The organism is Buchnera aphidicola str. Ua (Uroleucon ambrosiae), from assembly GCF_000225465.1.
GTDB classification, from domain to species: Bacteria; Pseudomonadota; Gammaproteobacteria; order Enterobacterales; family Enterobacteriaceae; genus Buchnera; species Buchnera aphidicola_B.
Genome location: NC_017259.1, coordinates 222,251 through 246,983 on the forward strand (window position 1 = coordinate 222,251; position 24,733 = coordinate 246,983).

Annotated in this window: 23 protein-coding genes; 7 read left to right on the plus strand and 16 right to left on the minus strand. The window is 24.7% G+C overall.

Features of this window, described 5'->3' with window-relative positions; translation table 11 throughout:
* Positions 1-27: 27 nt before the first annotated feature.
* From BUAMB_RS00990 to BUAMB_RS01050, 14 genes are all read right to left on the minus strand, one after another.
* A complete protein-coding gene (locus tag BUAMB_RS00990) occupies positions 28-957 on the minus strand; it encodes a D-alanine--D-alanine ligase (protein WP_014499924.1) in 930 nt (309 codons plus the stop codon).
* Positions 954-2,408, minus strand: coding sequence for a UDP-N-acetylmuramate--L-alanine ligase (gene murC, locus BUAMB_RS00995; protein ID WP_014499925.1), 1,455 nt, complete (start codon positions 2,406-2,408; stop codon positions 954-956). The genes BUAMB_RS00990 and murC overlap by 4 nt, the downstream gene beginning before the upstream one ends.
* Entirely contained in the window at positions 2,405-3,469 is a 1,065-nt protein-coding gene (gene murG / locus BUAMB_RS01000; protein ID WP_014499926.1) for an undecaprenyldiphospho-muramoylpentapeptide beta-N-acetylglucosaminyltransferase, read from the minus strand. The genes murC and murG overlap by 4 nt, the downstream gene beginning before the upstream one ends.
* On the minus strand, positions 3,466-4,659 hold the full coding sequence (gene ftsW / locus BUAMB_RS01005; RefSeq protein WP_014499927.1) for a cell division protein FtsW: 1,194 nt from the start codon (positions 4,657-4,659) through the stop codon (positions 3,466-3,468). The genes murG and ftsW overlap by 4 nt, the downstream gene beginning before the upstream one ends.
* Positions 4,659-5,978, minus strand: coding sequence for a UDP-N-acetylmuramoyl-L-alanine--D-glutamate ligase (gene murD, locus BUAMB_RS01010; RefSeq protein ID WP_014499928.1), 1,320 nt, complete (start codon positions 5,976-5,978; stop codon positions 4,659-4,661). The genes ftsW and murD overlap by 1 nt, the downstream gene beginning before the upstream one ends.
* The gene (gene mraY, locus BUAMB_RS01015) at positions 5,978-7,045 is read right to left on the minus strand and encodes a phospho-N-acetylmuramoyl-pentapeptide-transferase (RefSeq protein ID WP_014499929.1); all 1,068 of its coding nucleotides are present in this window, start codon (positions 7,043-7,045) and stop codon (positions 5,978-5,980) included. Before mraY ends, murD begins: the two co-directional genes overlap by 1 nt.
* Positions 7,039-7,614 carry a glutamate ligase domain-containing protein gene (locus tag BUAMB_RS03100; RefSeq protein WP_264356901.1) on the minus strand — a complete coding sequence of 192 codons (576 nt, stop codon included), beginning with the start codon at positions 7,612-7,614 and terminating at the stop codon, positions 7,039-7,041. The genes mraY and BUAMB_RS03100 overlap by 7 nt, the downstream gene beginning before the upstream one ends.
* Positions 7,614-8,405: a UDP-N-acetylmuramoyl-tripeptide--D-alanyl-D-alanine ligase gene (locus tag BUAMB_RS03105; protein WP_264356902.1), complete on the minus strand. Its 792-nt coding sequence runs from the start codon at positions 8,403-8,405 to the stop codon at positions 7,614-7,616. The genes BUAMB_RS03100 and BUAMB_RS03105 overlap by 1 nt, the downstream gene beginning before the upstream one ends.
* Positions 8,402-9,895, minus strand: coding sequence for a UDP-N-acetylmuramoyl-L-alanyl-D-glutamate--2,6-diaminopimelate ligase (gene murE / locus BUAMB_RS01025; protein ID WP_014499930.1), 1,494 nt, complete (start codon positions 9,893-9,895; stop codon positions 8,402-8,404). Before murE ends, BUAMB_RS03105 begins: the two co-directional genes overlap by 4 nt.
* A 22-nt stretch (positions 9,896-9,917) precedes the next feature.
* On the minus strand, positions 9,918-11,642 hold the full coding sequence (ftsI, locus tag BUAMB_RS01030; RefSeq protein WP_014499931.1) for a peptidoglycan glycosyltransferase FtsI: 1,725 nt from the start codon (positions 11,640-11,642) through the stop codon (positions 9,918-9,920).
* A gap of 46 nt (positions 11,643-11,688) precedes the next feature.
* The gene (gene ftsL / locus BUAMB_RS01035; protein WP_014499932.1) at positions 11,689-11,940 is read right to left on the minus strand and encodes a cell division protein FtsL; all 252 of its coding nucleotides are present in this window, start codon (positions 11,938-11,940) and stop codon (positions 11,689-11,691) included.
* Complete coding sequence (gene rsmH, locus BUAMB_RS01040) at positions 11,921-12,880, minus strand: 16S rRNA (cytosine(1402)-N(4))-methyltransferase RsmH (RefSeq protein ID WP_044035052.1); 960 nt, start codon at positions 12,878-12,880, stop codon at positions 11,921-11,923. Before rsmH ends, ftsL begins: the two co-directional genes overlap by 20 nt.
* Before the next feature lie 216 nt (positions 12,881-13,096).
* The gene (gene ilvN / locus BUAMB_RS01045; protein WP_014499934.1) at positions 13,097-13,576 is read right to left on the minus strand and encodes an acetolactate synthase small subunit; all 480 of its coding nucleotides are present in this window, start codon (positions 13,574-13,576) and stop codon (positions 13,097-13,099) included.
* Positions 13,577-13,579: 3 nt separating this feature from the next.
* Positions 13,580-15,295, minus strand: coding sequence for an acetolactate synthase 3 large subunit (locus BUAMB_RS01050; RefSeq protein ID WP_014499935.1), 1,716 nt, complete (start codon positions 15,293-15,295; stop codon positions 13,580-13,582).
* Positions 15,296-16,196: 901 nt separating this feature from the next.
* On the opposite strand from BUAMB_RS01050, the gene degP reads away from it, so the two are divergent.
* Positions 16,197-17,639 (plus strand): serine endoprotease DegP, encoded by a 1,443-nt coding sequence (gene degP, locus BUAMB_RS01055; protein ID WP_014499936.1) that lies wholly within the window; start codon positions 16,197-16,199, stop codon positions 17,637-17,639.
* A 36-nt stretch (positions 17,640-17,675) separates the two neighbouring features.
* Here degP and dapD read toward each other — a convergent pair whose 3' ends face one another.
* Both dapD and map read right to left on the minus strand, forming a co-directional pair.
* On the minus strand, positions 17,676-18,500 hold the full coding sequence (gene dapD, locus BUAMB_RS01060) for a 2,3,4,5-tetrahydropyridine-2,6-dicarboxylate N-succinyltransferase (RefSeq protein ID WP_014499937.1): 825 nt from the start codon (positions 18,498-18,500) through the stop codon (positions 17,676-17,678).
* Positions 18,501-18,567: 67 nt separating this feature from the next.
* Positions 18,568-19,362 carry a type I methionyl aminopeptidase gene (gene map, locus BUAMB_RS01065; protein WP_014499938.1) on the minus strand — a complete coding sequence of 265 codons (795 nt, stop codon included), beginning with the start codon at positions 19,360-19,362 and terminating at the stop codon, positions 18,568-18,570.
* Between the two features lie 245 nt (positions 19,363-19,607).
* Here map and rpsB point away from each other — a divergent pair, with 245 nt between their 5' ends.
* The 6 genes from rpsB to uppS all read left to right on the plus strand — a co-directional run bounded on the left by rpsB (position 19,608) and on the right by uppS (position 24,723).
* Entirely contained in the window at positions 19,608-20,321 is a 714-nt protein-coding gene (rpsB, locus tag BUAMB_RS01070; protein ID WP_014499939.1) for a 30S ribosomal protein S2, read from the plus strand.
* Between the two features lie 87 nt (positions 20,322-20,408).
* The gene (gene tsf / locus BUAMB_RS01075; protein ID WP_014499940.1) at positions 20,409-21,218 is read left to right on the plus strand and encodes a translation elongation factor Ts; all 810 of its coding nucleotides are present in this window, start codon (positions 20,409-20,411) and stop codon (positions 21,216-21,218) included.
* Positions 21,219-21,265: 47 nt separating this feature from the next.
* A complete protein-coding gene (gene pyrH / locus BUAMB_RS01080; RefSeq protein ID WP_014499941.1) occupies positions 21,266-22,000 on the plus strand; it encodes a UMP kinase in 735 nt (244 codons plus the stop codon).
* Between the two features lie 87 nt (positions 22,001-22,087).
* Positions 22,088-22,645: a ribosome recycling factor gene (gene frr / locus BUAMB_RS01085; RefSeq protein ID WP_014499942.1), complete on the plus strand. Its 558-nt coding sequence runs from the start codon at positions 22,088-22,090 to the stop codon at positions 22,643-22,645.
* Positions 22,646-22,715: 70 nt separating this feature from the next.
* Positions 22,716-23,915, plus strand: coding sequence for a 1-deoxy-D-xylulose-5-phosphate reductoisomerase (gene ispC, locus BUAMB_RS01090; RefSeq protein ID WP_014499943.1), 1,200 nt, complete (start codon positions 22,716-22,718; stop codon positions 23,913-23,915).
* 67 nt (positions 23,916-23,982) lie between these two features.
* Positions 23,983-24,723 (plus strand): polyprenyl diphosphate synthase, encoded by a 741-nt coding sequence (gene uppS / locus BUAMB_RS01095; RefSeq protein ID WP_014499944.1) that lies wholly within the window; start codon positions 23,983-23,985, stop codon positions 24,721-24,723.
* Positions 24,724-24,733: the final 10 nt, after the last annotated feature.

The window sequence follows — 24,733 nt, forward strand, 5'->3', positions numbered from 1 at the left end:
ATACTATATTGAATCAACATTTTTATATTAAACATATTTTTCGTTCATTTTTAAAATTAATAATACTAATTCATCGAATGACATCCCTGCTGCTTTTGCAGACATTGGAGTTAAACTGCGATTCGTCATTCCAGGTATAGTATTTATTTCTAATAACCAAAACTGATCTTTATTGTCTAATATAAAATCTATTCTTCCACAACCACAGCATTCCAATGTATTCCAAGCTAAAAGTGCTATTTCTTTTAATTTTTTTTCTTGAATTGGATTTAATCCACTTGGACATACATATTGAGTAGAAGGACATACATATTTAGCATTATAATCATAAAATGCATTTTTAGTAGAAATATGAACAATAGGTAAAACAGTTTGACCTAAAATAGATACAGTATATTCTTTTCCTTTTATAAATTTTTCAATCAAAATATTATCATCATAATTAAATGTCTTGTTAATAGCTTCATAAAGTTTTGTCACAGAAGAAATAACTGTGATACCTATACTAGAACCGTGTTTATTCGGTTTAATTATGATTGGAAATCCTAATTTTAATGTTTGTTTTTCTATAGTAGAATAAATAGAATCAATATTTTTTTTTTTTGAAAGATAAATATCAGGTGCTGTTAAAAGACCACGAGATTTCCATAATAATTTAGTTCTAAATTTATCTATAGAAATTGAAGAGGCCATAATTCCGCTACCCGTATAAGATATATTTAAATACTGAAGAAATCCTTGTATACTACCATCTTCTCCGCCTTTTCCATGTAATGCAATATATGCTTGATTAAATCCATTTTGTTTTAATTCTGTCATAGAATAATCACGTGTATCAATAGGATAAGCATTTAGTTTTGATTTTAATAAACTATCAAGAATTGCATATCCTGATTTAATAGAAATATTTCTTTCAGAAGATGTTCCACCTAATAAAACTGCTATTTTTTTATTCATATTATCACTTTTTGTATTTTATTGATTAATTGTTTTTTTATTATATGATCTATATTGCCAGCACCTTGTATTAAAATAATATCATTTCCATTTAATCTAGGAACAAGAGTATCTAATATAAGATTATGATCATTAATTAAATTAATATAGTTTTTTTTAAATTTTTTAATATCACTATAAATTGAAAAACTATCTGCTCCAAAAATATATTTTTCATTTGCAGGATATACATTTAATATTAATAAAAAATCAACTATACATAAAGTTTTAATAAAATCATAATATAGATTATGCGTTCTTGTGTAGCGATGTGGTTGAAATATCATAATTAAGTTCTTATTTGGCCAGCTAATTCTAATTGTCTTAATAGTTTCTGATAATTCTGTAGGATGGTGTCCATAATCATCGATTAAGATAGTACTGTTATTTTTTTTTGTGTTGTTCTTGATTAAATATCTTCCTAAAAATTCAAATCTTCTACAAGTTCCTTTAAAATTTTTTAAAGATAAAATGATACTATCATGTTCTATGTTTTCATTAATTGCTAAGACAATAGCAGCTGTAGCATTTAATGCATTATGTTTTCCTGGAATGTTTAATGTAATATTTAATTTAGTTTTATTATGTATAATTAATTGAAAATTTGAAACAAAATTATTTTGTTTATAAAAACAGATACGAAAATCTGCTTGTAGATTAAATCCATATGTTAATATTTTGCATTTTATATCAGGCAACATATTATAAATAGCATCATTATCTATACATACAATAGCAGTTCCATATAATGGTATTTTTTTTAAAAAAGTTAAAAATGTTTGCTTTAATTTTATCAAATTATTATCATAATAGTCCATATGATCAGGTTCAATATTAGTTATAATTCCTATTTTTGGATTTAACAATACAAATGAACCATCACTTTCATCTGCTTCTGCGATTAAATAATTAGAATGTCCTAATCTTGCATGAGAATTAATCGATTTTATTAAACCACCATTGACAATAGTTGGATCTAAACCATTCTCGATAAAAATATCTGAAATTATTGATGTTGTAGTAGTTTTACCGTGTGTACCAGCAATTGCTATTCCAAATTTAAATTGCATTAATATTTTTAACATGTGTGCTCTTGATAATATCGGAATATTATTTTTTTTAGCACTAATAATTTCTTTATTATTTGATAAAATAGCGCTGGATTTAATAATAAAATCAATATTTATAACATTTTTTTCAGAATGTTGAAAATATATTGTTGCTCCTAAATTAATCAATTTTTTTGTCATGTGATTTTTTAATAAATCAGAACCACTAATTTTATATCCTAACTGTAATAAAATTAAAGCAAGTCCTGACATTCCTGCGCCACTAATACCAATAAAATGAATTTTTTTTTTTATTTTATTATTTACAAAAAAATTTATATCTTTTATATTTTTTATATTCATGTTTTTTTATATATATCATTAATTATATTAAAAATATTTTTTGTTGTATTACGAACACCTAAAGACAAAGCTTTTTCTGCCATTATTAAAAGTTTATTTCTATTTAATGAGTTGAGTATATTAAATATTGATACAGTATTAAAATTTGATTGATCAATTATTTGCGCAGCTCCAATTGCTTCTAAATCTTCTGCATTTCGATGTTGTTGTTTGTCTTTATGTGGATAAGGTATAAATATAGCAGCTAATCCTACTATAGATATTTCGCTAACAGTTAATGCTCCAGAACGACAAATAATTATATCTGCCCATGCATAAGCAGAAGCTATATTTTTTATAAAACAAGTAATAAAATATTCATTTAATCCAAATTTTTTATATTTTTTTTTAGTTTGTTCTAATTCATTATTTCCTGTTTGATGCCAAATAATAATTTTTTCTTTTAGTAAAAAAAATACTTCTGGTAAAATATGATTTAAAATTGATGATCCTTTACTACCACCAATAACTAATATTCTTAAAAGACCTTTTCTATTTTTAAAACGTTTAATAGGAGTTGGAACTTTTATGATACTTTCACAAACTGGATTTCCTACTACTATTGCATTTTTTAAAGTTCCAGGATGTGCTTGTATATTTTTTGTGGATACTTTAGATAACCAATAATTAGTAATACCTGAAATTTTGTTTTGTTCATGTATGATAAGAGGGATATTAGATTTCCAAGCAGCTATTCCTCCTGGACCTGATACATACCCTCCCATTCCTAAAATAATATTTGGTGACCAATTTTTTATGATTTTCTTAACACAATAATAAGCACGTAATATATATATTGGTGAACAAATTAAATTTTTTAAGTTAGCATTACGTAGTCCTTTAATTTCTATAAAATGAATTTTGATACCATATTTTGGTATAATTTCAGATTCTATACTATTTTTTGTTCCTATCCAATTTACGTGCCATCCTTTTTTAATTAAATAACGTGCTATAGTTAGTCCTGGAAAAACATGACCACCACTACCTCCAGCCATAATTATTATTTTTTTATCAATCATTTCGATCCTCTAGGAAAAGCTTGTGATGTTCTCAATCTTCGTTCAAAATCAATGCGTAGTAGAAAAAAAATAGCTATTGAATTAATAATTAAACTAGAGCCTCCGTAACTAATAAATGGTAATGTGAGTCCTTTAGTCGGTAAAATACCAGTAACAGCACTAATATTAATCAATGTTTGCAAACTAAACCAAATACCAATTGAAGAGGCTAAAAAGCCTGCGAAAATTTGTTTTATTTCTAAAGATTTTTGTCCAATATATAAAGCACGAAAAGAAATAATAAAAATAATAAGTAATATGAAACAAGAACCAATACAACCTAATTCTTCACCTATAATAGAAAATATAAAATCACTATGCGAATCCGGTAAATAATTTAATTTTTGTATTGAGTTACCTAATCCTTCTCCTAAAAAATTTCCTCGACCTAACGCAATTAATGATTGTGTTAATTGATATCCATTTCCAAATGGATCTTCCCAAGGATTCCAAAAAGATAAAACTCTTTTAATGCGATAAGGTTCTAATAATATTAATATAATAATTGTTAAGATACTGATAATAATAATAAATAAAAATTGTCCTATTTTAACTCCAGAAAGAAACAATACTGATATAGTAGTAAATACAATAACAATAGCGGTTCCCAAATCAGGTTCTGCTAAAAGAAGTATAGATTCTAGAATAACAATACTCATTGGCTTAAAAAAACTCCAAAAATTATTACGTACTTCATAATATTTTCGTGATAAATAACTAGATACATAACAAAAAGAAGCAATTTTACATATTTCAGATGGCTGTATATGTACAAAACCTATATTGATCCATCGAAATGATCCATGTATTGTATTACTAGTTAACAAAACAAAAATAAGTAATAATATTGAAATCATAAGTATAAAATTACTATTTTTTTGCCAAAAATTTATTGGAGTGCGTAAAATAATAAAAGATAATAAAAATATTAAAAAAAAATAAAAAATTTCTCTTTTAATAAAAAAAAATGAAGTATGATATATATTTTGACTTATAGGAATAGATGTAGAAATAACCATAACAAATCCAATAGAACATAAACTCAATGTTAACCATAATAATATACGGTCATATAATATTATATAAGATGTTTCTTTATGATGTGTTTGTGATATATTTTGTTCATTCTTTATTTTTTTTTTAGATTGCATTAAGTCATGTCCTTGATTAATTTTATAAAAAAATTACCTCGCTCTTCAAAATTAGAAAATTGATCTAAACTACTACATCCAGGGGATAAAAGTACGGTATCACCTGATTGAACATTTTTTACAATTAATATCATTGCTTGTTTTAAATTATCTACATAAACAGATTTTTTTTTGCATACCTTAGAGATTTTTATTCCATCTTTACCAAAACAGTAAATCTTTATTTTTGTTTTTTTAAAATATGTTTTTAATATATCAAAAGTATTAGATTTACTGTCTCCTCCTAATAATAAATGTATTGTACCTTTTATTTTTAAAGCATTTAAAGCGGCTTCAGTACTATTTACATTAGTAGATTTAGAATCATTTATCCAATTTATACCGTTTTCATTTTTAATAGTTTGAAAACGATGAGGTAAACTGACAAATTTTTTTAATGCATATATTGTATTTTTTCTAGAAAATTTCATTGCATCTGCAATAGCAATAGAAACTAATACATTATTATAATTATGATAACCAGATAATAATAATTCAGAACTATTCAGTATTTTTTGATTTTTATAACATAAAATATAAGCGTTTGATGTTGAACAAATATAATAATCACTACTTTTTTTTCCAAAACTAATAAAATTTTTCTTATTTTTGTATAAAATATTTTCTAATTGATCATTAGAATTAATAATACAAGTATCTGCTTGATGGAAAATAGATAATTTAGTATTTTTATATTGTTCAAAACCTTCTGGATATCGATTTATATGATCTTTATAGATATTTAGAATAACAGCTATTTTTGCTTTTAAATTAAATGTATTTTCTAGTTGAAAACTAGATAATTCTATTATATATAAATCTGTTTTTTTATGTAGAATATCGAGTACAGGTAAGCCAATATTGCCTCCTAACAAAACATGAAAACCAGAATATTTAGCAATTTTTGTAATCATTGTAGCTACAGTACTTTTTCCATTTGTTCCTGTAATTGCAATAACTGGAACAGTTACTTCTCTTGCAAATAATTCTATATCACTAATAATTTCAATACCTAATAAACGTGCTTTTATTAAATGTGGTTTAAAAGTGGAAATTCCTGGACTGATAATAATTAAGTCTGATTCTAAAATCCATTTATGCTCTAAACTACCTAAACTATATTGAATATTTTTAGGAATTTTCATAAATAATATAGGGTTTTTAGATTCATCTATGATTTTTGGTGTTATACCTTTTTTTAAAAAAAAATTAATACAAGATATACCAGTTAATCCTATACCTAAAATTAATATTTTTTTACCAAAATAATTGTATGACATTAACATACCTTTAAAGAAATAAGTCCTATTAATACAAATATTAATGATACAATCCAAAATCTTACAATAATTAAAGGTTCTAATATGCCTTTTTCTTCATAATGATGATGAATTGGTGCCATTTTAAAAATTCTTTTCTTTCTTATTTTAAATAATAAAATTTGTAATATTACTGAGATTGTTTCAATAACAAAAATACTACCCATAATTATAAGTAATAGTTCTTGATGTAACAAAATTGCTATTGTTCCTAAAGACCCGCCTAATGATAATGATCCTACATCACCCATAAAAATTTTAGCTGGATAGCTATTAAACCATAAAAAACCTAATCCTGATCCAATAATTGCAGAACATAATATAGCTAATTCACTTGAGTTTTTTACATAAGCAATATGTAAATAATAAGAATTATTTATATCATCACTAAATAAAGATATTAATGTAAAACCAGATATTGTAAAAATAAAAGGCATAATAGCCAATCCGTCTAACCCATCAGTTAAATTAACTGCATTACTGGTACCAACAATCACTAAATAAGAAATAAAAAGATATAAATAATTGATTTCAAAAGTATTTTTTATATAAAAAGGTATAATTAATTCAGTATGAAAAATGTCTTGAGTATTATTTTTTATAATATATATTAAAAATATAGCATAAATAGACATCAAAAAATATTTCCATCGTAATTTCAATCCTTGACTATTTTGATATTTAATTTTTTTATAATCATCTATTAAACCTATTATTCCATATCCTATTAAAATACTTATAACAAACCAAATATTTGTATTCGATAGATTACAATATATGATTGTTGAAAGAACAATAGAAAAAATTATCAAAATTCCACCCATAGTAGGTATATTTTTTTTTAAATGATGTTTTTTTGGACCATTTTTGCGAATTATTTGAAAATTTTGATATTTTTTTAAAAAAGATATGAAATATGGTGTAATATATAAATGAATAAAAAAAGAAGTTAGTAAACTGAATATCATACGATATGGAAGATAAGAAATAATATCTAAATTTAAATATCTATTGAACATAATTAACATTTTTTTTTGCTCTCTTTAATAATATTTTCTACTATTTCTTCCATTTTTGTATTACGAGATCCTTTGATTAATATTGTAATTTTTGTTTTTTTTGAAATATAATCTTTTAATTGATTACTTAAATCTATTTTATTAATAAAATGTTTACCATTATGGAATATTTTGGTAATTTCATGACTGTTTTTTCCAATACTAAAAATTTTATTAATTTGAGATAAATTAGCAGAATTTCCAATCATTTTATGATATATAAGACTATGTTCTCCTAATTCAGCCATATCTCCAGTAACTAATATTTTATAACCAGGCATTTTTTCTAATACCTTGATTGCTGTTATCATAGATGCAACATTAGCATTATAAGTATCATCAATTAAAATTTTATGTGGTTCTAAAAAAATAGCTTCTAATCTTTTTGATAATATAGGCGTGTCTAATAGACCTGTTTTTATTGTTTTTAAAGGTATTTTGAGAGCAAAAGAAAGAGCGCTAGCAGCTAATGCATTAGATACATTTTGATAACCTAAGAAAGGTATAGAAATATTTATTTCTCCATTAGGAGTATGCATTAAAAAAGATGTTCCGTATATACTTGTGTTAATATTGCTAGAAAAAAAATTGCTATATTTTTTTTTTTAATAGAAAAGTATATAATATGATGATTCTGAATATTTTTTTTCCATTTTGAGAGATGATGACTATCTAAATTAATAACTACTATCCCATTAGGTTTCAAACCAGAAAAAATTTCTGATTTAGCTTGAGACACTCCAAATAATGATTTAAAACCTTGCAAATGAGCGTATTGAATATTATTAATTAATATAATTTCTGGTTGACTCATATTGCTAATATATGAAATTTCACCTGGTTTATTAGCGCCTAATTCAATTACAGCATATTTATGCAAGTGATTTAATTGTAATAAAGTTAAAGGAACGCCAATATGATTATTAAAATTTCCTATAGTAGATATTGTATTACCATTTTTTCTAAGTATAGATGCTGTCATTTCTTTTACTGAAGTTTTTCCACACGAACCAGTAATAGCTAGTATTTGAGCGTTTGTTTTTTTACGTACCCAAGCAGCAATTTGACCTAAAGCAAGAGAAGTATTTTTTACAATAATATATGAAATATGATATTGAATATGTTGTTGTGTTATTATTGCCGAACACCCTTTTTTTATTGCATCTTGGATAAAAATATGAGCGTCAAAATTTTTTCCTATTAATGCAATAAATAAACAATCTGGAATAATTTTTTTACTATCAATTATGATATTATCTATAAATAAATTTTTTCCAAATAGTTGTCCATTAGTAATCAGAGCTATAGTTTTTAAGGATATAGAAATCATATATTTTTTTCCAATAAATTTAATACTGTTTTTTGGTCTGAATAAATAATAGATTTATTTCGAATAATTTGTTGTGTTTCATGCCCTTTTCCGGCTATAAAAATTATGTGATTATATTTTGCTTTAAAATAAGCATAAGATATTGCTTTCTTTCTATTGGGAATAATTATTATTTTATCTTTTTTTTTACAACCGCTGAGAATATTTTGAATAATTTTTTTTTCTTTTTCATTTCTTGGATTATCATTAGTAATGATTACTTGATTTGACATATTTTCTGCAATATTTCCCATAATAGAACGTTTTGTTTTATCTCTTTCACCTCCACATCCAAATATACACCATATATATTTTTTATAATGCAATTGAATTGCATTGAGTGTTTTTTTTAATGCATCAGGTGTATGTGCATAATCAATAATAAAAATTGGTTTATTTTTTTTAGTGAAGATTTGCATTCGACCATTTATAGGCTTTATTTTTTTAGACATATTAACTATGTCTGATAGATTATGACCTAATTCTAAAAGAGCTGCTAATGATAATAAAATATTTATTACATTAAAATCTCCAATTAAACAAGATAATATTTCAGCATTTCCCCAGCTCGATTCAAATGTAATATGCACATAGTGATTACGAAATTTAATTTTAGTAGCGTTTAACCATTTTGTAGAATATTTTTTTTGAGTATCATTTTGAATAGTTACTGCTACTGTATAATAGTTAAATAATTTTTTTAACCATTTTTTTCCATATTCATTATCAGCATTTAATATAATTTTTTTTACTTTATGTGTACTAAATAATAACCATTTTGCTGCTTCATATTTTTCCATATTTTTATGATAATCTAAATGATCTTGTGTTAAATTTGTAAATATTCCAATATAAAACGGAATAGATATAACACGATTTTGTATTAAACCATGTGAAGAGATTTCCATAGTAACTAATTTAGCTTTTTCTTTTAATACCATTGATAAAAAAGAATGAATGACAATAGCTGAAGATGTAGTGTTTTTTGTCGGATATAAAGAATTATGAAAACCATTTCCTAAAGTTCCCATCGTTGCAGTTTTATAACCTAAAAAATAACTCCATTGGTTAATTAATTGTGTTACAGTTGTTTTACCATTAGTTCCAGTGATTCCTATAATTTTTAATTTTTTTTCTGGTTGTTTATAAAAACGACTGGCTAACATTGATATGTTTTTAGATAGAGAAAAAAATTTTATTATAGGAATATGATTGATATATTTACATGTTCCATGTTCTATTTTTTTGTGCGTATCATACAAGATTGCTGCTACTTTTTTTTTAATGACTTGTAAAATGAAATGACGTCCATCTTGATTAATACCTTTAACAGCTAAAAATAGTTCTCCTTCAGTTGATTGTCTGCTATCCATATTCAAATGTAAAATATTTTTTTTTGGAGCATATTTGATCCATGGAGATAGTAAATATTTTAAACAAGTTTTATTCATTCATTTCCTTTTTATTTTATTTTTAAGTATTATTAATCAATAAATTATCAGGTTTAATATGCATTTTTTTAAATATTAATGTCATAATTTTACTAAAAACTGGAGCAGAAACTGCGCCGCCGTAATATTTTTTTCCTGTTGGATTATCTATTATAATGACTAATGAAAATATTGGACAACTAACTGGTGCTATACCTGCAGTATATGCTATATATTTTTTTATATAATGTCCGTGTTTATCTATTTTTTTTGCTGTTCCTGTTTTAATAGCAACACGGTATCCTTTTACTGCAGCTTGTATTCCTACTCCACCTGGTTGAGAAACACGTTCTAACATATTAATAACTGTATTGACATATTTTTCAGGAAAGACTCTTATTCCTGGTACTGGTGTGTTAACTTTAAGAATTGAAATAGGTCGATATATTCCACCACTACCGATAGTAGCATATAATCGTGTCAGCTGAAGTGGAGTCACCATTAATCCATAACCAAATGAAAAAGTAGCTTTATCTAAATCAGACCATTTTTTTTTTTTAGGAAACAGTCCATTTTTTTCACCAATTAATCCTAATTGAGTAGGTTTTCCTAATCCAAAATTCATATAACTATTAATTAATTGCGTAGTAGGGATAGATAGTGCAATTTTTGATATTCCTACATTACTTGATTTTTTTAATATTCCGGTTATAGATAGTTTTTCATGATATGAAATATCTTTAATTTGATGTTTATGAATAAAAAATGGTTTAGTTTGAATAATAGAATTTTCTTGAATTATTCCTAATCTTAATGCTTCCAGAACTACTATAGGTTTTACTGTTGAACCGGGTTCAAACATATCTGCAATTGCTCTATTACGAATATTTTTTTTAATTGTATTCTTCATATTATTAGGATTATATGAAGGAAAATTTGCCATAGCTAAAACTTCTCCAGTGTTAATATTCATTAAAATAGCAGTTCCAGAATTCGCATGATGTTTTTCAACAGCTTTATGTAATTGATGATATACAATAGTTTGTAATTTTTTATCAATACTTAATGTTAAATTATTAGATATATCTTTTTTAATTAAAGATATATTTTCAATAATGTGTCCTTTGTTGTCTTTTCTTATTTTTCTTTTTCCTGGTTTTCCTGTTAAAATTGTATTAAAACTCTTTTCTATGCCTTCAATACCAATTCCATCTATATTAGTAAATCCTATTAATTGAGCAGCAATTTTTCCGGAAGGATAATATCTTTTTGATTCTTCTAATAAAAAAATACCAGGTAAATTTAATTTTTTAATATAATCTCCAATTTCCGGAGTTACTTGTCTGGCTAAATAAATAAATTTAGACGTTTTATGATTATTAATATGTGATAATATTATGTTTAGTGGTATGGATAGAATATTAGATAAAGCCTGCCAACGCGGATTTTGATAAATATTATTAATATTTATAATTTCTGATGGATCCGCGCAAATTGCATTAACGGATATAGTAACTGCTAATGGATATCCTGTACGATCATGAATAATTCCTCTTGTATTGAGTAAAGATTGTGTTCTTGATATTCTCAGATCACCTTCTCTTATTAGTTTATCTGAATTAATAACTTGTACAAAGATTATACGCATAGTTAACATAAGAAAAGATAGAAAAATAAAAAGATATAATATAAAAAGACGCCAGTTTAAATAAGTATTTTTTTTTATTTTTTTTTCTTTAAAAAAAATAATTTTGTCTTTTTTATACATTTTCTACATAATATCCATAAATTGAATCATTTATCAAAAAAAAATATTATTTTTTTTGTGTAGAATGATTTGATAGAGAATTTTTTTCAATAATTAAATTTCTCCATTCATTATTTTTTTTTTTTTTTTGAAGAATTAATTCTTCTTCTTGAGTGATTAACAAACGAGTTTCATATACTGTAATAATTACTAAACTAGCTGATAATATGATTAATATTAATAAAATTAAATGAATTTTTCCGTATAATATAAAATCATTTTTAATAATTTGAATTAAATCATAACGTTGAATTTTCATATTGATTTTTTTTTTCTGCTATTCTCAGTATAGAGCTTCGTGCTCTAGGATTATAATTTATTTCATATTTACTTGGTGATATGCGATCAATCATTTTTAATTCACATATTTTGAGTTTTTTTATTTGTTTTTCTGTGATAGGCATACCATATGGAATCATAGCTGATCTGCTATTATTGATAATAAATTGTTTAACTATTCTATCTTCTAATGAGTGAAAACTAATAATTGATATACGTCCTCCTGGTTTTAATATTTTTAGAGTACTATCTAAAGCTATTTTTATTTCTTCTAATTCTTGATTAATATAAATTCTAATAGCTTGAAAGCTTCTTCTTGCTGGATGTTTAAATATATTTTTTATTGGTATAGCTTGTTTTATAATATTAGATAATTCTAAAGTATTTGTTATTTTTTTTATATTACTAAAATATTTAATAGCATAAGCTATTTTTTTTGAAAAACGTTCTTCTCCAAATTTTTTTAATACATGAGCAATTTCTTGAGTACTACTTGAAAATAACCAATCTGCTGCAGAAATTCCAGATTGAGGATTCATACGCATATCTAAAGGTCCATCTTTTTTGAATGAAAAACCTCTATTATGATTATCAAGTTGTATTGAAGAAACTCCTAAATCAAATATGATACCATCAACTTTTCCTATAATTTTTTTATTTTTTGCATAATCTAATAATTTTGAAAAATTTTGATTAATAATATGAAAACGTGAATCTTGTATATTTTTTCCCAAAGAATAAGCTATCGGATCTTTATCGATTGCATATAATTTACCATCTTTTCCTAATTCTTTTAAAATTGCTTTTGTGTGCCCACCCATTCCAAATGTGCTATCAATATAAATACCATTTTTTTTGATTTTTAAAGAATGGATAATTTCCTTTTGCATTACGGGGATATGTTTTAATATTCTATTCATTTTTTTTAATATATTTTATAAGTGACATTAATTAAGAATGTTTTACATGGTCACTTAAATAACGACCATGTTGAATAAATTTTATTTAATATAAAATGGTATGCAAACTTGATTTAATAAAGATCTAAAAATATTTTAATGATAAATCAATTATTTTTTAATGATGTATTAGTATATTTAATATTATTAAAATTTAATATATAAAATTTTTATATGTTATCTTCGAGCCATTCCGATAATTCCTGAGCGAGTCACTTCAATGACATCTGATACATTACGGATTATTTTTAGAAATGAGTCAATTTTTTTTGTGGTGCCAGATATTTGTAATATATATGTACTAGATGTAATATCTACAATTTGTCCACGAAATACTTCAGTAATATGTTTAATATCATCTCTTTTATGATTATTGATTTGAACTTTTAATAACATAATTTCACGTTCAATAATATTAGATAATTGATTAATTTGAGTTACTCGCAATACATCTATTAATTTATGAAGTTGTTTTTCAATTTGCTCAATGGATTTTTCGTTTCCTTTTGTTTGTATAGTCATTTTTGATAAAGATGCATCTTCAGTTGGTGCTAGTGTAATTGTTTCTATATTGTATCCTCTTTGTGAAAATAGTCCTATAACTCTTGATAATGCACCTGATTCATTTTCTAATAAAATAGATAAAATTCTTCGCATATTTTAGGAAACCTCTTTTTTCCTTAACCACATTTCATTCATACCTCCACCTTGAATTTGCATAGGATAAACATGCTCTGAATTATCAACTTCCACGTCTACAAAAACTAAATTACCATAAGATAATTTTTTTAATGCTATTTGTAATTTTTCTTTTAATTCTTCAGGTTTTTTTATTTTAATACCACAATGTCCATAAGCTTCTGATAACTGAATAAAGTTTGGAAGTGAATTCATATATGAATGAGAATGTCGTCCTGCATAAATCATATCTTGCCATTGTTTAACCATACCTAAAGAAGAATTATTGAGATTTAATATTAAAACTGCTAAATTATACTGTTTTGCTGTAGATAATTCTTGAATGTTCATTTGAATACTACCATCTCCTGTAATACAGATTACAGTTTCTTCTGGGCAAGCTAATTTCACTCCTAATGCGGCAGGTAATCCAAAACCCATGGTACCTAATCCACCTGAATTAATCCAATGTCTAGGTTTATTAAATGAATAATATAATGCTGTGAACATTTGATGTTGACCAACATCTGAAGTGATATAAGAATTTCCTTTAGTTAATTCAAATAATGTTTCAATAACTGTTTGTGGTTTGATTTTTTTGTTATCTTTTTGATATTTTAAACTATTAACTTTTTTCCATTTTTTAATTGTGCTCCACCAAGATTCTAAAGATGCGATTGTTTTTTCTTTTTCAAGCAGCTTTAACATTTTTTTTAAGACATATTTTGCATCTCCAACAATAGGAATATTTGCTGTAACAGTTTTAGAAATTGAAGTAGGATCAATATCAATATGTAAAATAATGGCATTAGGGCAGTATTTATTTAAATTATTTGTTGTACGATCATCAAATCTAACACCAATGGCAAAAATGACATCGGCATGATGTATAGCCATATTAGCTTCATAAGTACCATGCATTCCTAACATAGAAATACTTTGATTATGACTACCTGGAAAAGCACCTAATCCCATTAAAGATGTAGTGACAGGACAGTTCGTTTTTTCTGCAAATTCTTTTAATTCTTTATTACTGTCAGAACTAATAATTCCACCGCCTGCATAAATTACAGGTTTTTTAGCTTTTAAAAATGTATCTAGTGCTTTTCTGATTTGTCCAATGTGGCCTTTATTTGTTGGATTATAAGAACGTATGTAAATATTTTCTGGCCATTGATAATGAAAATTACTTCTTTTTTTTAAAATATCTTTTGGTAAATCAATGACTACAGGTCCTGGACGACCACTTGATGCTAACCAGAAAGCTTTCTTAAAAATTATTGGTATATCATCAGTTTTTTTTACTAAAAAACTATGTTTGACTATTGGACGAGAAATACCAATCATATCACATTCTTGAAAAGCATCGTATCCAATTAATGAAGAAGCTACTTGACCTGATATGACTACCATGGGGATAGAATCCATATATGCAGTAGCGATTCCAGTAATTGCATTAGTTGCACCTGGACCTGAAGTTACTAAAACTACACCTATTTTTCCAGTAGCACGAGAATAACCATCAGCCATATGAGTAGCTGCTTGCTCATGTCTAACTAGAATATGCTCGATTCCACCAATAGTTTTTATAGCATCATAGATATCTAGTACAGCACCACCAGGATAACCAAATATATGCTGTATTCCCTGATCAATTAATGATCGAATAACCATTTCGGCTCCTGATAACATTTCCATCTTTTCCTCCAGGATACTAATTTATTAGGTTGCATTTCCTAGTTCGCTATTTATCAGTTTATCCTGTAGTTTACTTAGATAAAAGTAGCATTAATTAGATTTATAAATGTATAAAATATTTTTTTAAAACATTAAAAAAGTACATAAATTAATATTTTTTTATTATTATAATAATATCAGATATTATTAATTAATAGAATGTATTAAATATAATTTATATCACTTGAATTTTAAGTATTAATAACATTATTAGTACTAATAATAAACTATTTATTTGAAATCATGTTTTTTATATTTACATTATATTTGTTTTAATAAATATGTTATGTGTTTGAATAACTAGATAAATAGAATAAATAATTTTTTAACACGAATTTATATTTTCTGAGGCTAATATGAATGATTTTATAAGTTTTAAATGTGTTTATTTAAAAATTTTAAAAATACATCATAAGATCACTAAATTATAATAAGTGTTATATTTTAGAAAAAATATGATTAAAAAATTTTTCTTTTGACGGCAATAGTAATTTTAATATTTTTTTTGATTATACTATTTATTATTCATTAAATTAATTTTCGATACTATAAATTTATTATTTTAAGAATAAAACAATTTTTATTTATATTGATAAATAATACATTTTAATTTTCCTAGCTATATTTTTTATTTTAATGCTAAATCATATAATTTATGTTATTTTTTATGAGAATTTTTTGTAAATTTTTATATTTTATTATTAGTATAAATTTTTATGTTGTAAATATTTTAAAATAGATATTTAAGAGTAATGGAGTTCAATGGTGATGAAGTGTATAATAAAAATTTATCTCATGACATAATGTCATTTATAATAATATTGTTATTTGTAGTTTAGATTGTAATTATGAGAAAGAAATAATGAAAAAATTCGTTATAATATTAAGAAAAACAACTTTAATTTTAACTGTATTATTTAGTTTAGGCATGTCTTGGGGGAATGTTGGTGCTAATAAAGAGCAAAGTAACATTATTTCTAACTCAGCATGCCCTAGTTTAGCTCCAATGTTAGAAAAAGTAATGCCGTCAGTTATTAGCATTAATGTTGAAGGTAGCACAATAGTACGTACTACACGTATACCTCATCCATTTCAACCGTTTTTTGGTGATAACTCTCCTTTTTGTCAAGAGAATTCACCATTTTATAATTCTCCTTTTTGTCAATTAAATCCTAATTCTCATAATACTCATGAAAAATTTCAAGCATTAGGTTCAGGTGTTATTATTAATGCTGAAAAGGGATATGCTGTTACAAATCATCATGTTGTTGAACATGCAAATAAAATTCAGGTTCAATTAAGTGATGGACGTCGTTATGACGCTCATATTATTGGTAAGGATTCACGTTCTGATATAGCTTTAATACAATTAAAGCATGCTAATAATTTAAGTGCTATAAAAATTGCTGATTCTAATTTATTAAGAGTAGGAGATTATACTGTAGCTATTGGCAATCCATATGGATTAGGAGAAACAGTTACTTCTGGTATTATTTCTGCTTTAGGACGAAGTGGATTAAATATTGAGCATTATGAAAACTTTATTCAAACTGATGCAGCAATTAATCGAGGTAATTCTGGTGGAGCTTTAGTAAATTTAAATGGTGAATTAATAGGTATTAATACTGCTATTTTAGCTCCCGATGGTGGAAATATTGGAATAGGCTTTGCTATTCCAGGAAATATGGTGAAGAGTTTAGCTGAACAAATAGTCCAATTTGGACAAGTTAGACGAGGAGAATTAGGTATAATAGGTATGGAACTTAATTCAAATTTAGCAAAAATTATGAAAATTAATGTACAAAAAGGTGCATTTGTAAGTCAAGTGGTGCCGAATTCTTCTGCATTTGAATCAGGTATTAAAGCCGGAGATATTATTATTTCTTTAAATAAAAAACCTATTCCTAGTTTTGCTGCATTACGTGCTGAGATTGGAGCATTACCGGTAAAAACAAAAATGGAATTAGGAATATTTAGAGAAGGAAATATTAAAAATATTGTTGTTGAATTAAAACAGTCAACTAGAAATAATTTAAATTCAGAAACTGTTTATCTGGGAATAGAAGGTATAGAATTAAATAATGTTACAACTAATGGAAGACAAGTTGTTAAAGTAAAGAATGTGAAATTAAATACTACAGCATCAAAAATTGGTTTTAAAAAAAATGATATAATTGTTGGAATTAATCAAAATTTAATTAGTAATTTAGATGAGTTAAAAATTATTTTAGATGCAAAACCTAAAATATTAGTTTTTATGGTTAAACGAGGCAATAATACTATATATTTAGTCAGTGAGAAATAATTGTTACAACCGCCCGCAAAATACGGGCGGTTTTTTTTAAGTAACATGTCTAAGTAATTGATTAATTTCTGTTTTTTTTAATGTTTTTGAATCTACTTTTTTTACAATAATAGCAGCGTAAAGATTATATTTTTTATTTTTTGATGGTAAACTTCCAGATACAACTACAGAATTGGCTGGTACTTTTCCATAAAAAATTTTGTCATTTTCTCTATCATAAATTTTAGTACTTTGTCCAATAAAAACACCCATAGAAATAACCGATCCTGTTTCTATGATTACTCCTTCTACAATTTCAGAACGAGCTCCAATGAAACAATTATCTTCAATAATCGTAGGGTTATTTTGTAATGGTTCTAATACACCTCCTATACCTACACCACCAGATATATGCACATTTTTTCCAATTTGAGCACATGATCCTATAGTAGCCCAAGTATCTATCATACTACCTGTATCAATATATGATCCTATATTAATATAAGAAGGCATGATAACTGTTTTATAATTTATAAATGCACCGTATCTGATTGTGGCTGGGGGTACTATTCTAATTTGTTCTTTTTGAAACTGATCTTCATTATATTGTTCATATTTTAATGGAATTTTATCATAATAATTAGTATGATTACCTTTAATAATTCTATTTTGTTTGATATACATATATAGTAAAACTGCTTTTTTTAACCATTCATGTGTAATCCAAATATTGTCTTTTTTTTCTGCAATTCTAATAGAACCAGAATTTAATAATGTAATAATTTCAAAGATACTTTTTATAACATCATGATCAAGATCATTGAAATTAATTTTATTTTTATTTTTATATACTTTTTCAACTACTTGTTTTAGTTTTCTCATTATTCATATAAACCTATTTTTTTTAAACTTATTTTTTTTGAAAAATTAAATATTTTTTATTAAAAATTTACTTTTTATTAATTAGTTTTGGAGAAATTTTTTCATCTTTTTGCCATGTTAAAATATCGCAACCATAATCTGTTACTAATACAGTATGTTCATATTGTGCTGATAGCGAATGATCTTTAGTTTTTATAGTCCAACCATCTGGCATACATCTTACTTGTCGAGCTCCAGAATTAATCATAGGTTCAATAGTAAAAATCATTCCTTTTTCTAAAATAATACTGTTTTCTTTATTATAATAATGTAATACATGAGGTTCTTCATGAAAATTTCGACCAATTCCATGACCACAATATTCTTGTACAACAGAAAAATTATTTTTGTTAACATATTTTTCAATTATTTTTCCAATTTTGTATAATGGTATACCTGGTCGAATTAATTTTAAAGATAAATACAGACTTTCTTGAGCTACTTGACATAAACGTTTTGATAAAGTATTTACTTGACCTACAAAAAACATTTTTGAAACATCACCATAATATTGATTTTTAATAACTGCGATATCAATATTAACTATATCTCCTTCTTTAAATATTTGTTGTTTATTAGGAATACCATGACATACTACATCATTAATAGAAACACAGATAGATTTTGGGAAGCCATGATAACCTAAACATGCTGGAATTGCTTTTTTTTTGTTTACAATATAATCATGACAAATTATATTGAGATCTTCAGTATTCATATCTGGTTGAACGTATTTTTCTATCATTTCTAATACTTCAGCTGCAAGTTGTCCAGAGATTCGCATTTTTTTTATTTCTAATTCTGTTTTAATTATACAACTCATAATATTTCGCCGTTTTTTATATCAATTTTTAAAATTTAAGATATATTTAAATTATACATATAAAATCTATTTTTTTTTTTTGATTTAATTTAAAATATATCAATAAATTTTTATAAAAAAATATGATATAAACATATTTTATATTTTAAAAAAAAAGAGAAGATAATATTAATATATTGATATTTGCTTTTTTTTAATATATTACTTAATAAATTATTTAATATTTTATATAATCAGGAGTAGTTATGGAAATGATATCAATGCGTGATATGCTTAAAGCTGGCGTTCATTTTGGTCATCAAACACGTTATTGGAATCCAAAAATGAAACCGTTTATTTTTGGCGTACGTAATAAAGTTCATATTATTAATTTAGAAAAAACTCTTCCAATGTTTAATTTAGCTCTGAATGAATTAAAAAAAATATATTTAAGAAAAGGAAGAATATTATTCGTAGGTACTAAACGAGCTGCTAGTAAAGGAATAAAAGAAACTGCTATTAATTGCGAACAATTTTATGTCAATCATCGTTGGCTAGGTGGCATGTTAACAAATTGGAAAACTGTTCGTCAATCTATAAAACGTTTGAAAGATTTAGAAATAGAATCAAAAGATGGTACTTTTTCTAAATTAACTAAAAAAGAAGCTTTAATAAGATCAAGAGAATTATATAAGTTAGAAAACAGTTTAGGAGGTATTAAAAATATGGGAGGATTGCCTGATTGTTTATTTGTAATTGATGCTGCACATGAAAATATTGCTATTAAAGAAGCAAATAATTTAGGTATTCCTGTATTTGCCATAGTTGATACTAATTCTAATCCTGATGGAGTAGATTATATTATACCTGGTAATGATGATGCTATTAGATCGGTAACTTTGTATTTAAAATTTGTATCACTAATTTTTTCTAAAATAAATCATAATGACACATTAATTGATTTAAAAAATGATATATAAATCTTTTTCATACGCATAATACGTCATAATACATCATAATACATATTAATTTATTCAAATAAAAATTTTCAAATAGGAATATTATACATGATCAGTAATAGCATTACCGCAGATCTTATTAAGAATCTTAGATCTCGTACAGGAATAAGTTTTTTAGAATGTAAGCGAGCATTAATAGAAGAAAATGGAAATATAGAATCAGCTATTGATAATTTAAGAAAATCAGGAAAATTAAGCGCTGAAAAAAAAAATAAAAAAATTACTAATCAAGGAGTAATTTTTTCAGGTATTCAAAATAATTTTGGTGTGATGTTAGAATTAAATTGTGAAACAGATTTTGTTTCTAAAGATAATTTATTTGTTAATTTAGGACAAAAAATTATATCACAATCACTAAAAAACAAAATACAAAACATTGATCAAATTAAAAATATATTTGAAATACAAAGAACAGATTTAATTTTAAAAGTAGGTGAAAATATTAATATTCGACGTTTTTGTTGGATAGAAGGAGAAAGTATTTATTCGTATGTACATGGTATTAGAATTGGTGTATTAGTCAGTGCTGTTGGATTAACAAAAACAATATTAAAAAATATTGCTATGCATATAGCTGCAAGTAAGCCAGAATATTTATATCCAAAAAATATCCCTAGTACAGTATGGAATCGTGAATATAAAATTCAATCGGAATTAGTTAAAAATTTTAAAAAACCATCGAATGTGTTAAAAACAATTATAGAAGGAAGAATGAATAAATTTATTAATAATATTTCTTTAGTAGGTCAAAATTTTATTTTAAATCCTAAAAAAACAGTAGGTGACGTATTAAATGAAAATAATGCACAGATTATATCATTTTATAGATTTGAATTAGGTGAAAATATTTCTAAATAAAAATAAATTTAAAATACATTAATAAAAAAATATATTTAGGTTGAAATATGTTCACACATAAGCAATTGTTATATCGACGTATTTTATTAAAGATTAGTGGAGAAGTTTTACAAGGAGTGAATAAATTTGGAATTGATATACATGCTTTAAAAAGAATAGCAAAAGAAATTAAGTCTATAGTAGATATTGGTATTCAAGTAAGTTTAGTAATTGGTAGTGGTAATTTGTTCCGTGGAACACATTTATCTACATTAGGTTTAAATCGAGTAGTTTCTGATCATATTGGTATATTATCAACAGTAATTAATAGTTTAGCAATGAGAGATATGATTAATTCTATTTCATCTATTAATACTTGTTTAATGTCTGCGATACCACTGAATGGTATTTGTGAAATATATAATTATGAGCGAGCAATTCATTTATTATCTAATAATTTTGTTCTTATTTTTGCTGCAGGTATAGGTAATCCTTTTTTTACAACTGATTCTGCAGCTTGTGTACGTGCTATTGAAACTAAATCTGATATTGTTTTTAAAGGAACTAAGGTAGACGGAGTATATTCTAAAGACCCAAAAAAATATACTGATGCTGTTTTATATAAAGAATTAACTTATAAAGATGTTCTTAAAAAAGAATTAAAAGTAATGGATTTATCTGCTTTTGTACTGGCAAGAGATCATCATTTACCAATTGTAGTATTTAATATAAAAAAACCTGGATCTTTATATCGTATTATTACTAATAATAATAATTATGAAGGTACAATGATTAGAGGTTAAATTTATAATTAAACATACTTAAAATAATAATATTTATTATATAAATTATCTTTTAATAAATTCAAAAATATTTTTATAGGTAATCATGTGATTAATCAAATTAATATAACAACTCGTGAAAGAATGACAGGATGTATTGAAACATTTAAAAATAATATTAACAATATTAAAACTGGTCGAGCATCACCTAAATTATTAAATAATATTTATATTGAATATTTTGGTGCTAAAACTTCTTTATGTCAATTGTCTAATATCACTGTTGAAAATTCTAATACTCTTAAAATTAATATTTTTGATAGTTCTATTACGTCATTAATTAAAAAAGCTATTTTAAATTCGAATTTAGATTTAAATCCAATTGTACATGGTAAAGATATATTAATATTAATACCGGCATTAACAGAAGAAAGAAGAAAAAAATTAGTTAAAGTTATTCGTAGTGATGCTGAAAATAGTCGTATTAGTATTCGTAATATTCGTAGAGATTCAAACGATATTATTAAAAAACATCTTAAAAATAAGATAATTAGTAAAGATGATGAACATATTGCTCAAATTAATATTCAAAAAATGACAAATGAATATGTTAAAAAAATAGATTCTATTTTGTTAAAAAAAGAAATGGAATTAATGCAAATTTAAATTGTTTAAGTTATGTATATTTTAATCGATGTATATAAAAACATATAAATGTTTATAATTAAGAAAATTTATGAAAAAAATAACCATTTTAGGATCAACTGGTTCTATTGGTATCAATACGTTATCTATTGTTCAAAAAAATCCAAATTTTTTTAAAGTAATTGCTTTAGTCGCGAATAAAAATGTTACGATTATGCTAAAACAATGCGAGTTATTTTCACCAGATTGGGTAGCAATGCAAGATGAAAAATCTGCGAATATATTAAGAAAAAAACTCAAAAGTAAAAAAATAAAAACTCAAGTTCTTTCTGGTGAAAAAGATATTTGCTATTTAGCTTCTTTGAAAGAAACAGATCAAGTAATAGCTGCAATTGTTGGAATGGCGGCTTTGTTACCAATATTATCTGCTATACATGCTGGTAAAACAATATTATTAGCTAGTAAAGAATCTTTAATTACGTGTGGTAATTTATTTATGAAAGCACTTGCTTCTAGTAGAGCTAAAATTTTACCAATTGATAGTGAGCATAGTGCTATTTTTCAAGTTTTACCTTTAAAAATTCAAAAAAAAATAGGTTTTTCTAATTTAAAGAAAAATGGTATTGATCATATTATTTTAACTGGATCAGGAGGTCCTTTTTATAATTATTCTGAATCAGATTTATCTCATGTTACTCCAAATCAAGCATGTTCTCATCCTAATTGGTCTATGGGAAAAAAAATTTCTGTAGATTCAGCAACAATGATGAATAAAGGTTTAGAATATGTTGAAGCAAGATGGTTATTTAATGCCGCAGCATCAGAAATTAAAATTATAATTCATCCTGAATCTATTGTTCATTCTATGGTACAATATTGTGATGGTTCATTATTGGCACAATTATCAGTGCCTGATATTCGAATTTCTATTGCTTATGCAATGTCTTGGCCTAATCGTATAAATACAAAAATTAAATTCTTAAATCTTTCTAATATTCAAAAATTGTCGTTTTTTGAACCTAATTTTTCTCAATTTCCATGTTTAAAATTAGCAATTGATGCTTTTTTTGATGGCCAAGCTGCTATGATTGTTTTAAATGCTGCTAATGAAATTGCTGTAGCAGCCTTTCTTAATTCTCAAATTTCTTTTAATCAAATTTATCAAGTTAATATTGAAACATTAACATCTGCTTGTTTTTCACAGCCTAATTGTATTGAAGATGTCTTAGAAATTGATAAAAAATCAAGAATATTAGCAAAAAATAAAGTATATATTTTTAATAAAATATGATTAAAATGTTTTTTTTAATCACAAAGTATCTTAATAAAATTCTTTTTTAGAAAAATGTGTACATGCTATGCGATATAAATCTTTCTTAACAAAACATAAACAAACTCAAAAATGCTATCCTCGTCATATAGCAATTATTATGGATGGTAATCGAAGATGGGCAGAAAAAAAAGGTAAAATGCGTATTATAGGTCATCAAGAAGGTTTTAAAGCTTTAAAAAAAGCTGTAAGATTTTCTATCTTAAAAAATTTAGAAATATTAACTGTATATGCTTTTAGTAGTGAAAATTGGAATCGTCCAATATTTGAAATTCAATATTTAATGAAACTATTTTCTTTTATGTTAGAAAATGAAATGAATAATTTTAAAAAATATAATATTAAATTTAAAGTAATGGGTGATATAACATTATTTAATAAAGAGCTACAAAATAACATTCATCAAGCAGAAAAATTAACTTTAAATAATAATGGTTTAATTTTAAATATAGCTGCAAACTATGGTGGAAGATGGGATATTATTCAAAGTGTAAAAAAAATTATTAATAAAGTACAAAAAGGTATTTTGAATGTTAATGACGTTACAGAAGATACTTTTTCTAAATGTTTATCTACTCATCAATTACTTCCAGTAGATTTAGTGATTAGAACAGGTGGAGAAAAAAGAATTAGTAATTTTTTATTATGGCAAATAGCTTACTCTGAATTATATTTTACTGATATTTTATGGCCTGATTTTAATCAGTACGTTTTTCAGGATGCTATTGATTTTTTTATATCTCGCGAACGCCGTTTTGGAGGATTTTAAAATTAAGAAA

Coding starts and splice junctions, on each gene's coding strand:
- BUAMB_RS00990 (WP_014499924.1), bottom strand. CDS start 957: ATGAATAAAAAAATAGCAGTTTTATTAGGTGGAACATCTTCTGAAAGA.
- murC (WP_014499925.1), bottom strand. CDS start 2,408: ATGAATATAAAAAATATAAAAGATATAAATTTTTTTGTAAATAATAAA.
- murG (WP_014499926.1), bottom strand. CDS start 3,469: ATGATTGATAAAAAAATAATAATTATGGCTGGAGGTAGTGGTGGTCAT.
- ftsW (WP_014499927.1), bottom strand. CDS start 4,659: ATGCAATCTAAAAAAAAAATAAAGAATGAACAAAATATATCACAAACA.
- murD (WP_014499928.1), bottom strand. CDS start 5,978: ATGTCATACAATTATTTTGGTAAAAAAATATTAATTTTAGGTATAGGA.
- mraY (WP_014499929.1), bottom strand. CDS start 7,045: ATGTTAATTATGTTCAATAGATATTTAAATTTAGATATTATTTCTTAT.
- BUAMB_RS03100 (WP_264356901.1), bottom strand. CDS start 7,614: ATGCATACTCCTAATGGAGAAATAAATATTTCTATACCTTTCTTAGGT.
- BUAMB_RS03105 (WP_264356902.1), bottom strand. CDS start 8,405: ATGATTTCTATATCCTTAAAAACTATAGCTCTGATTACTAATGGACAA.
- murE (WP_014499930.1), bottom strand. CDS start 9,895: ATGAATAAAACTTGTTTAAAATATTTACTATCTCCATGGATCAAATAT.
- ftsI (WP_014499931.1), bottom strand. CDS start 11,642: ATGTATAAAAAAGACAAAATTATTTTTTTTAAAGAAAAAAAAATAAAA.
- ftsL (WP_014499932.1), bottom strand. CDS start 11,940: ATGAAAATTCAACGTTATGATTTAATTCAAATTATTAAAAATGATTTT.
- rsmH (WP_044035052.1), bottom strand. CDS start 12,880: ATGAATAGAATATTAAAACATATCCCCGTAATGCAAAAGGAAATTATC.
- ilvN (WP_014499934.1), bottom strand. CDS start 13,576: ATGCGAAGAATTTTATCTATTTTATTAGAAAATGAATCAGGTGCATTA.
- BUAMB_RS01050 (WP_014499935.1), bottom strand. CDS start 15,295: ATGGAAATGTTATCAGGAGCCGAAATGGTTATTCGATCATTAATTGAT.
- degP (WP_014499936.1), top strand. CDS start 16,197: ATGAAAAAATTCGTTATAATATTAAGAAAAACAACTTTAATTTTAACT.
- dapD (WP_014499937.1), bottom strand. CDS start 18,500: ATGAGAAAACTAAAACAAGTAGTTGAAAAAGTATATAAAAATAAAAAT.
- map (WP_014499938.1), bottom strand. CDS start 19,362: ATGAGTTGTATAATTAAAACAGAATTAGAAATAAAAAAAATGCGAATC.
- rpsB (WP_014499939.1), top strand. CDS start 19,608: ATGGAAATGATATCAATGCGTGATATGCTTAAAGCTGGCGTTCATTTT.
- tsf (WP_014499940.1), top strand. CDS start 20,409: ATGATCAGTAATAGCATTACCGCAGATCTTATTAAGAATCTTAGATCT.
- pyrH (WP_014499941.1), top strand. CDS start 21,266: ATGTTCACACATAAGCAATTGTTATATCGACGTATTTTATTAAAGATT.
- ispC (WP_014499943.1), top strand. CDS start 22,716: ATGAAAAAAATAACCATTTTAGGATCAACTGGTTCTATTGGTATCAAT.
- uppS (WP_014499944.1), top strand. CDS start 23,983: ATGCGATATAAATCTTTCTTAACAAAACATAAACAAACTCAAAAATGC.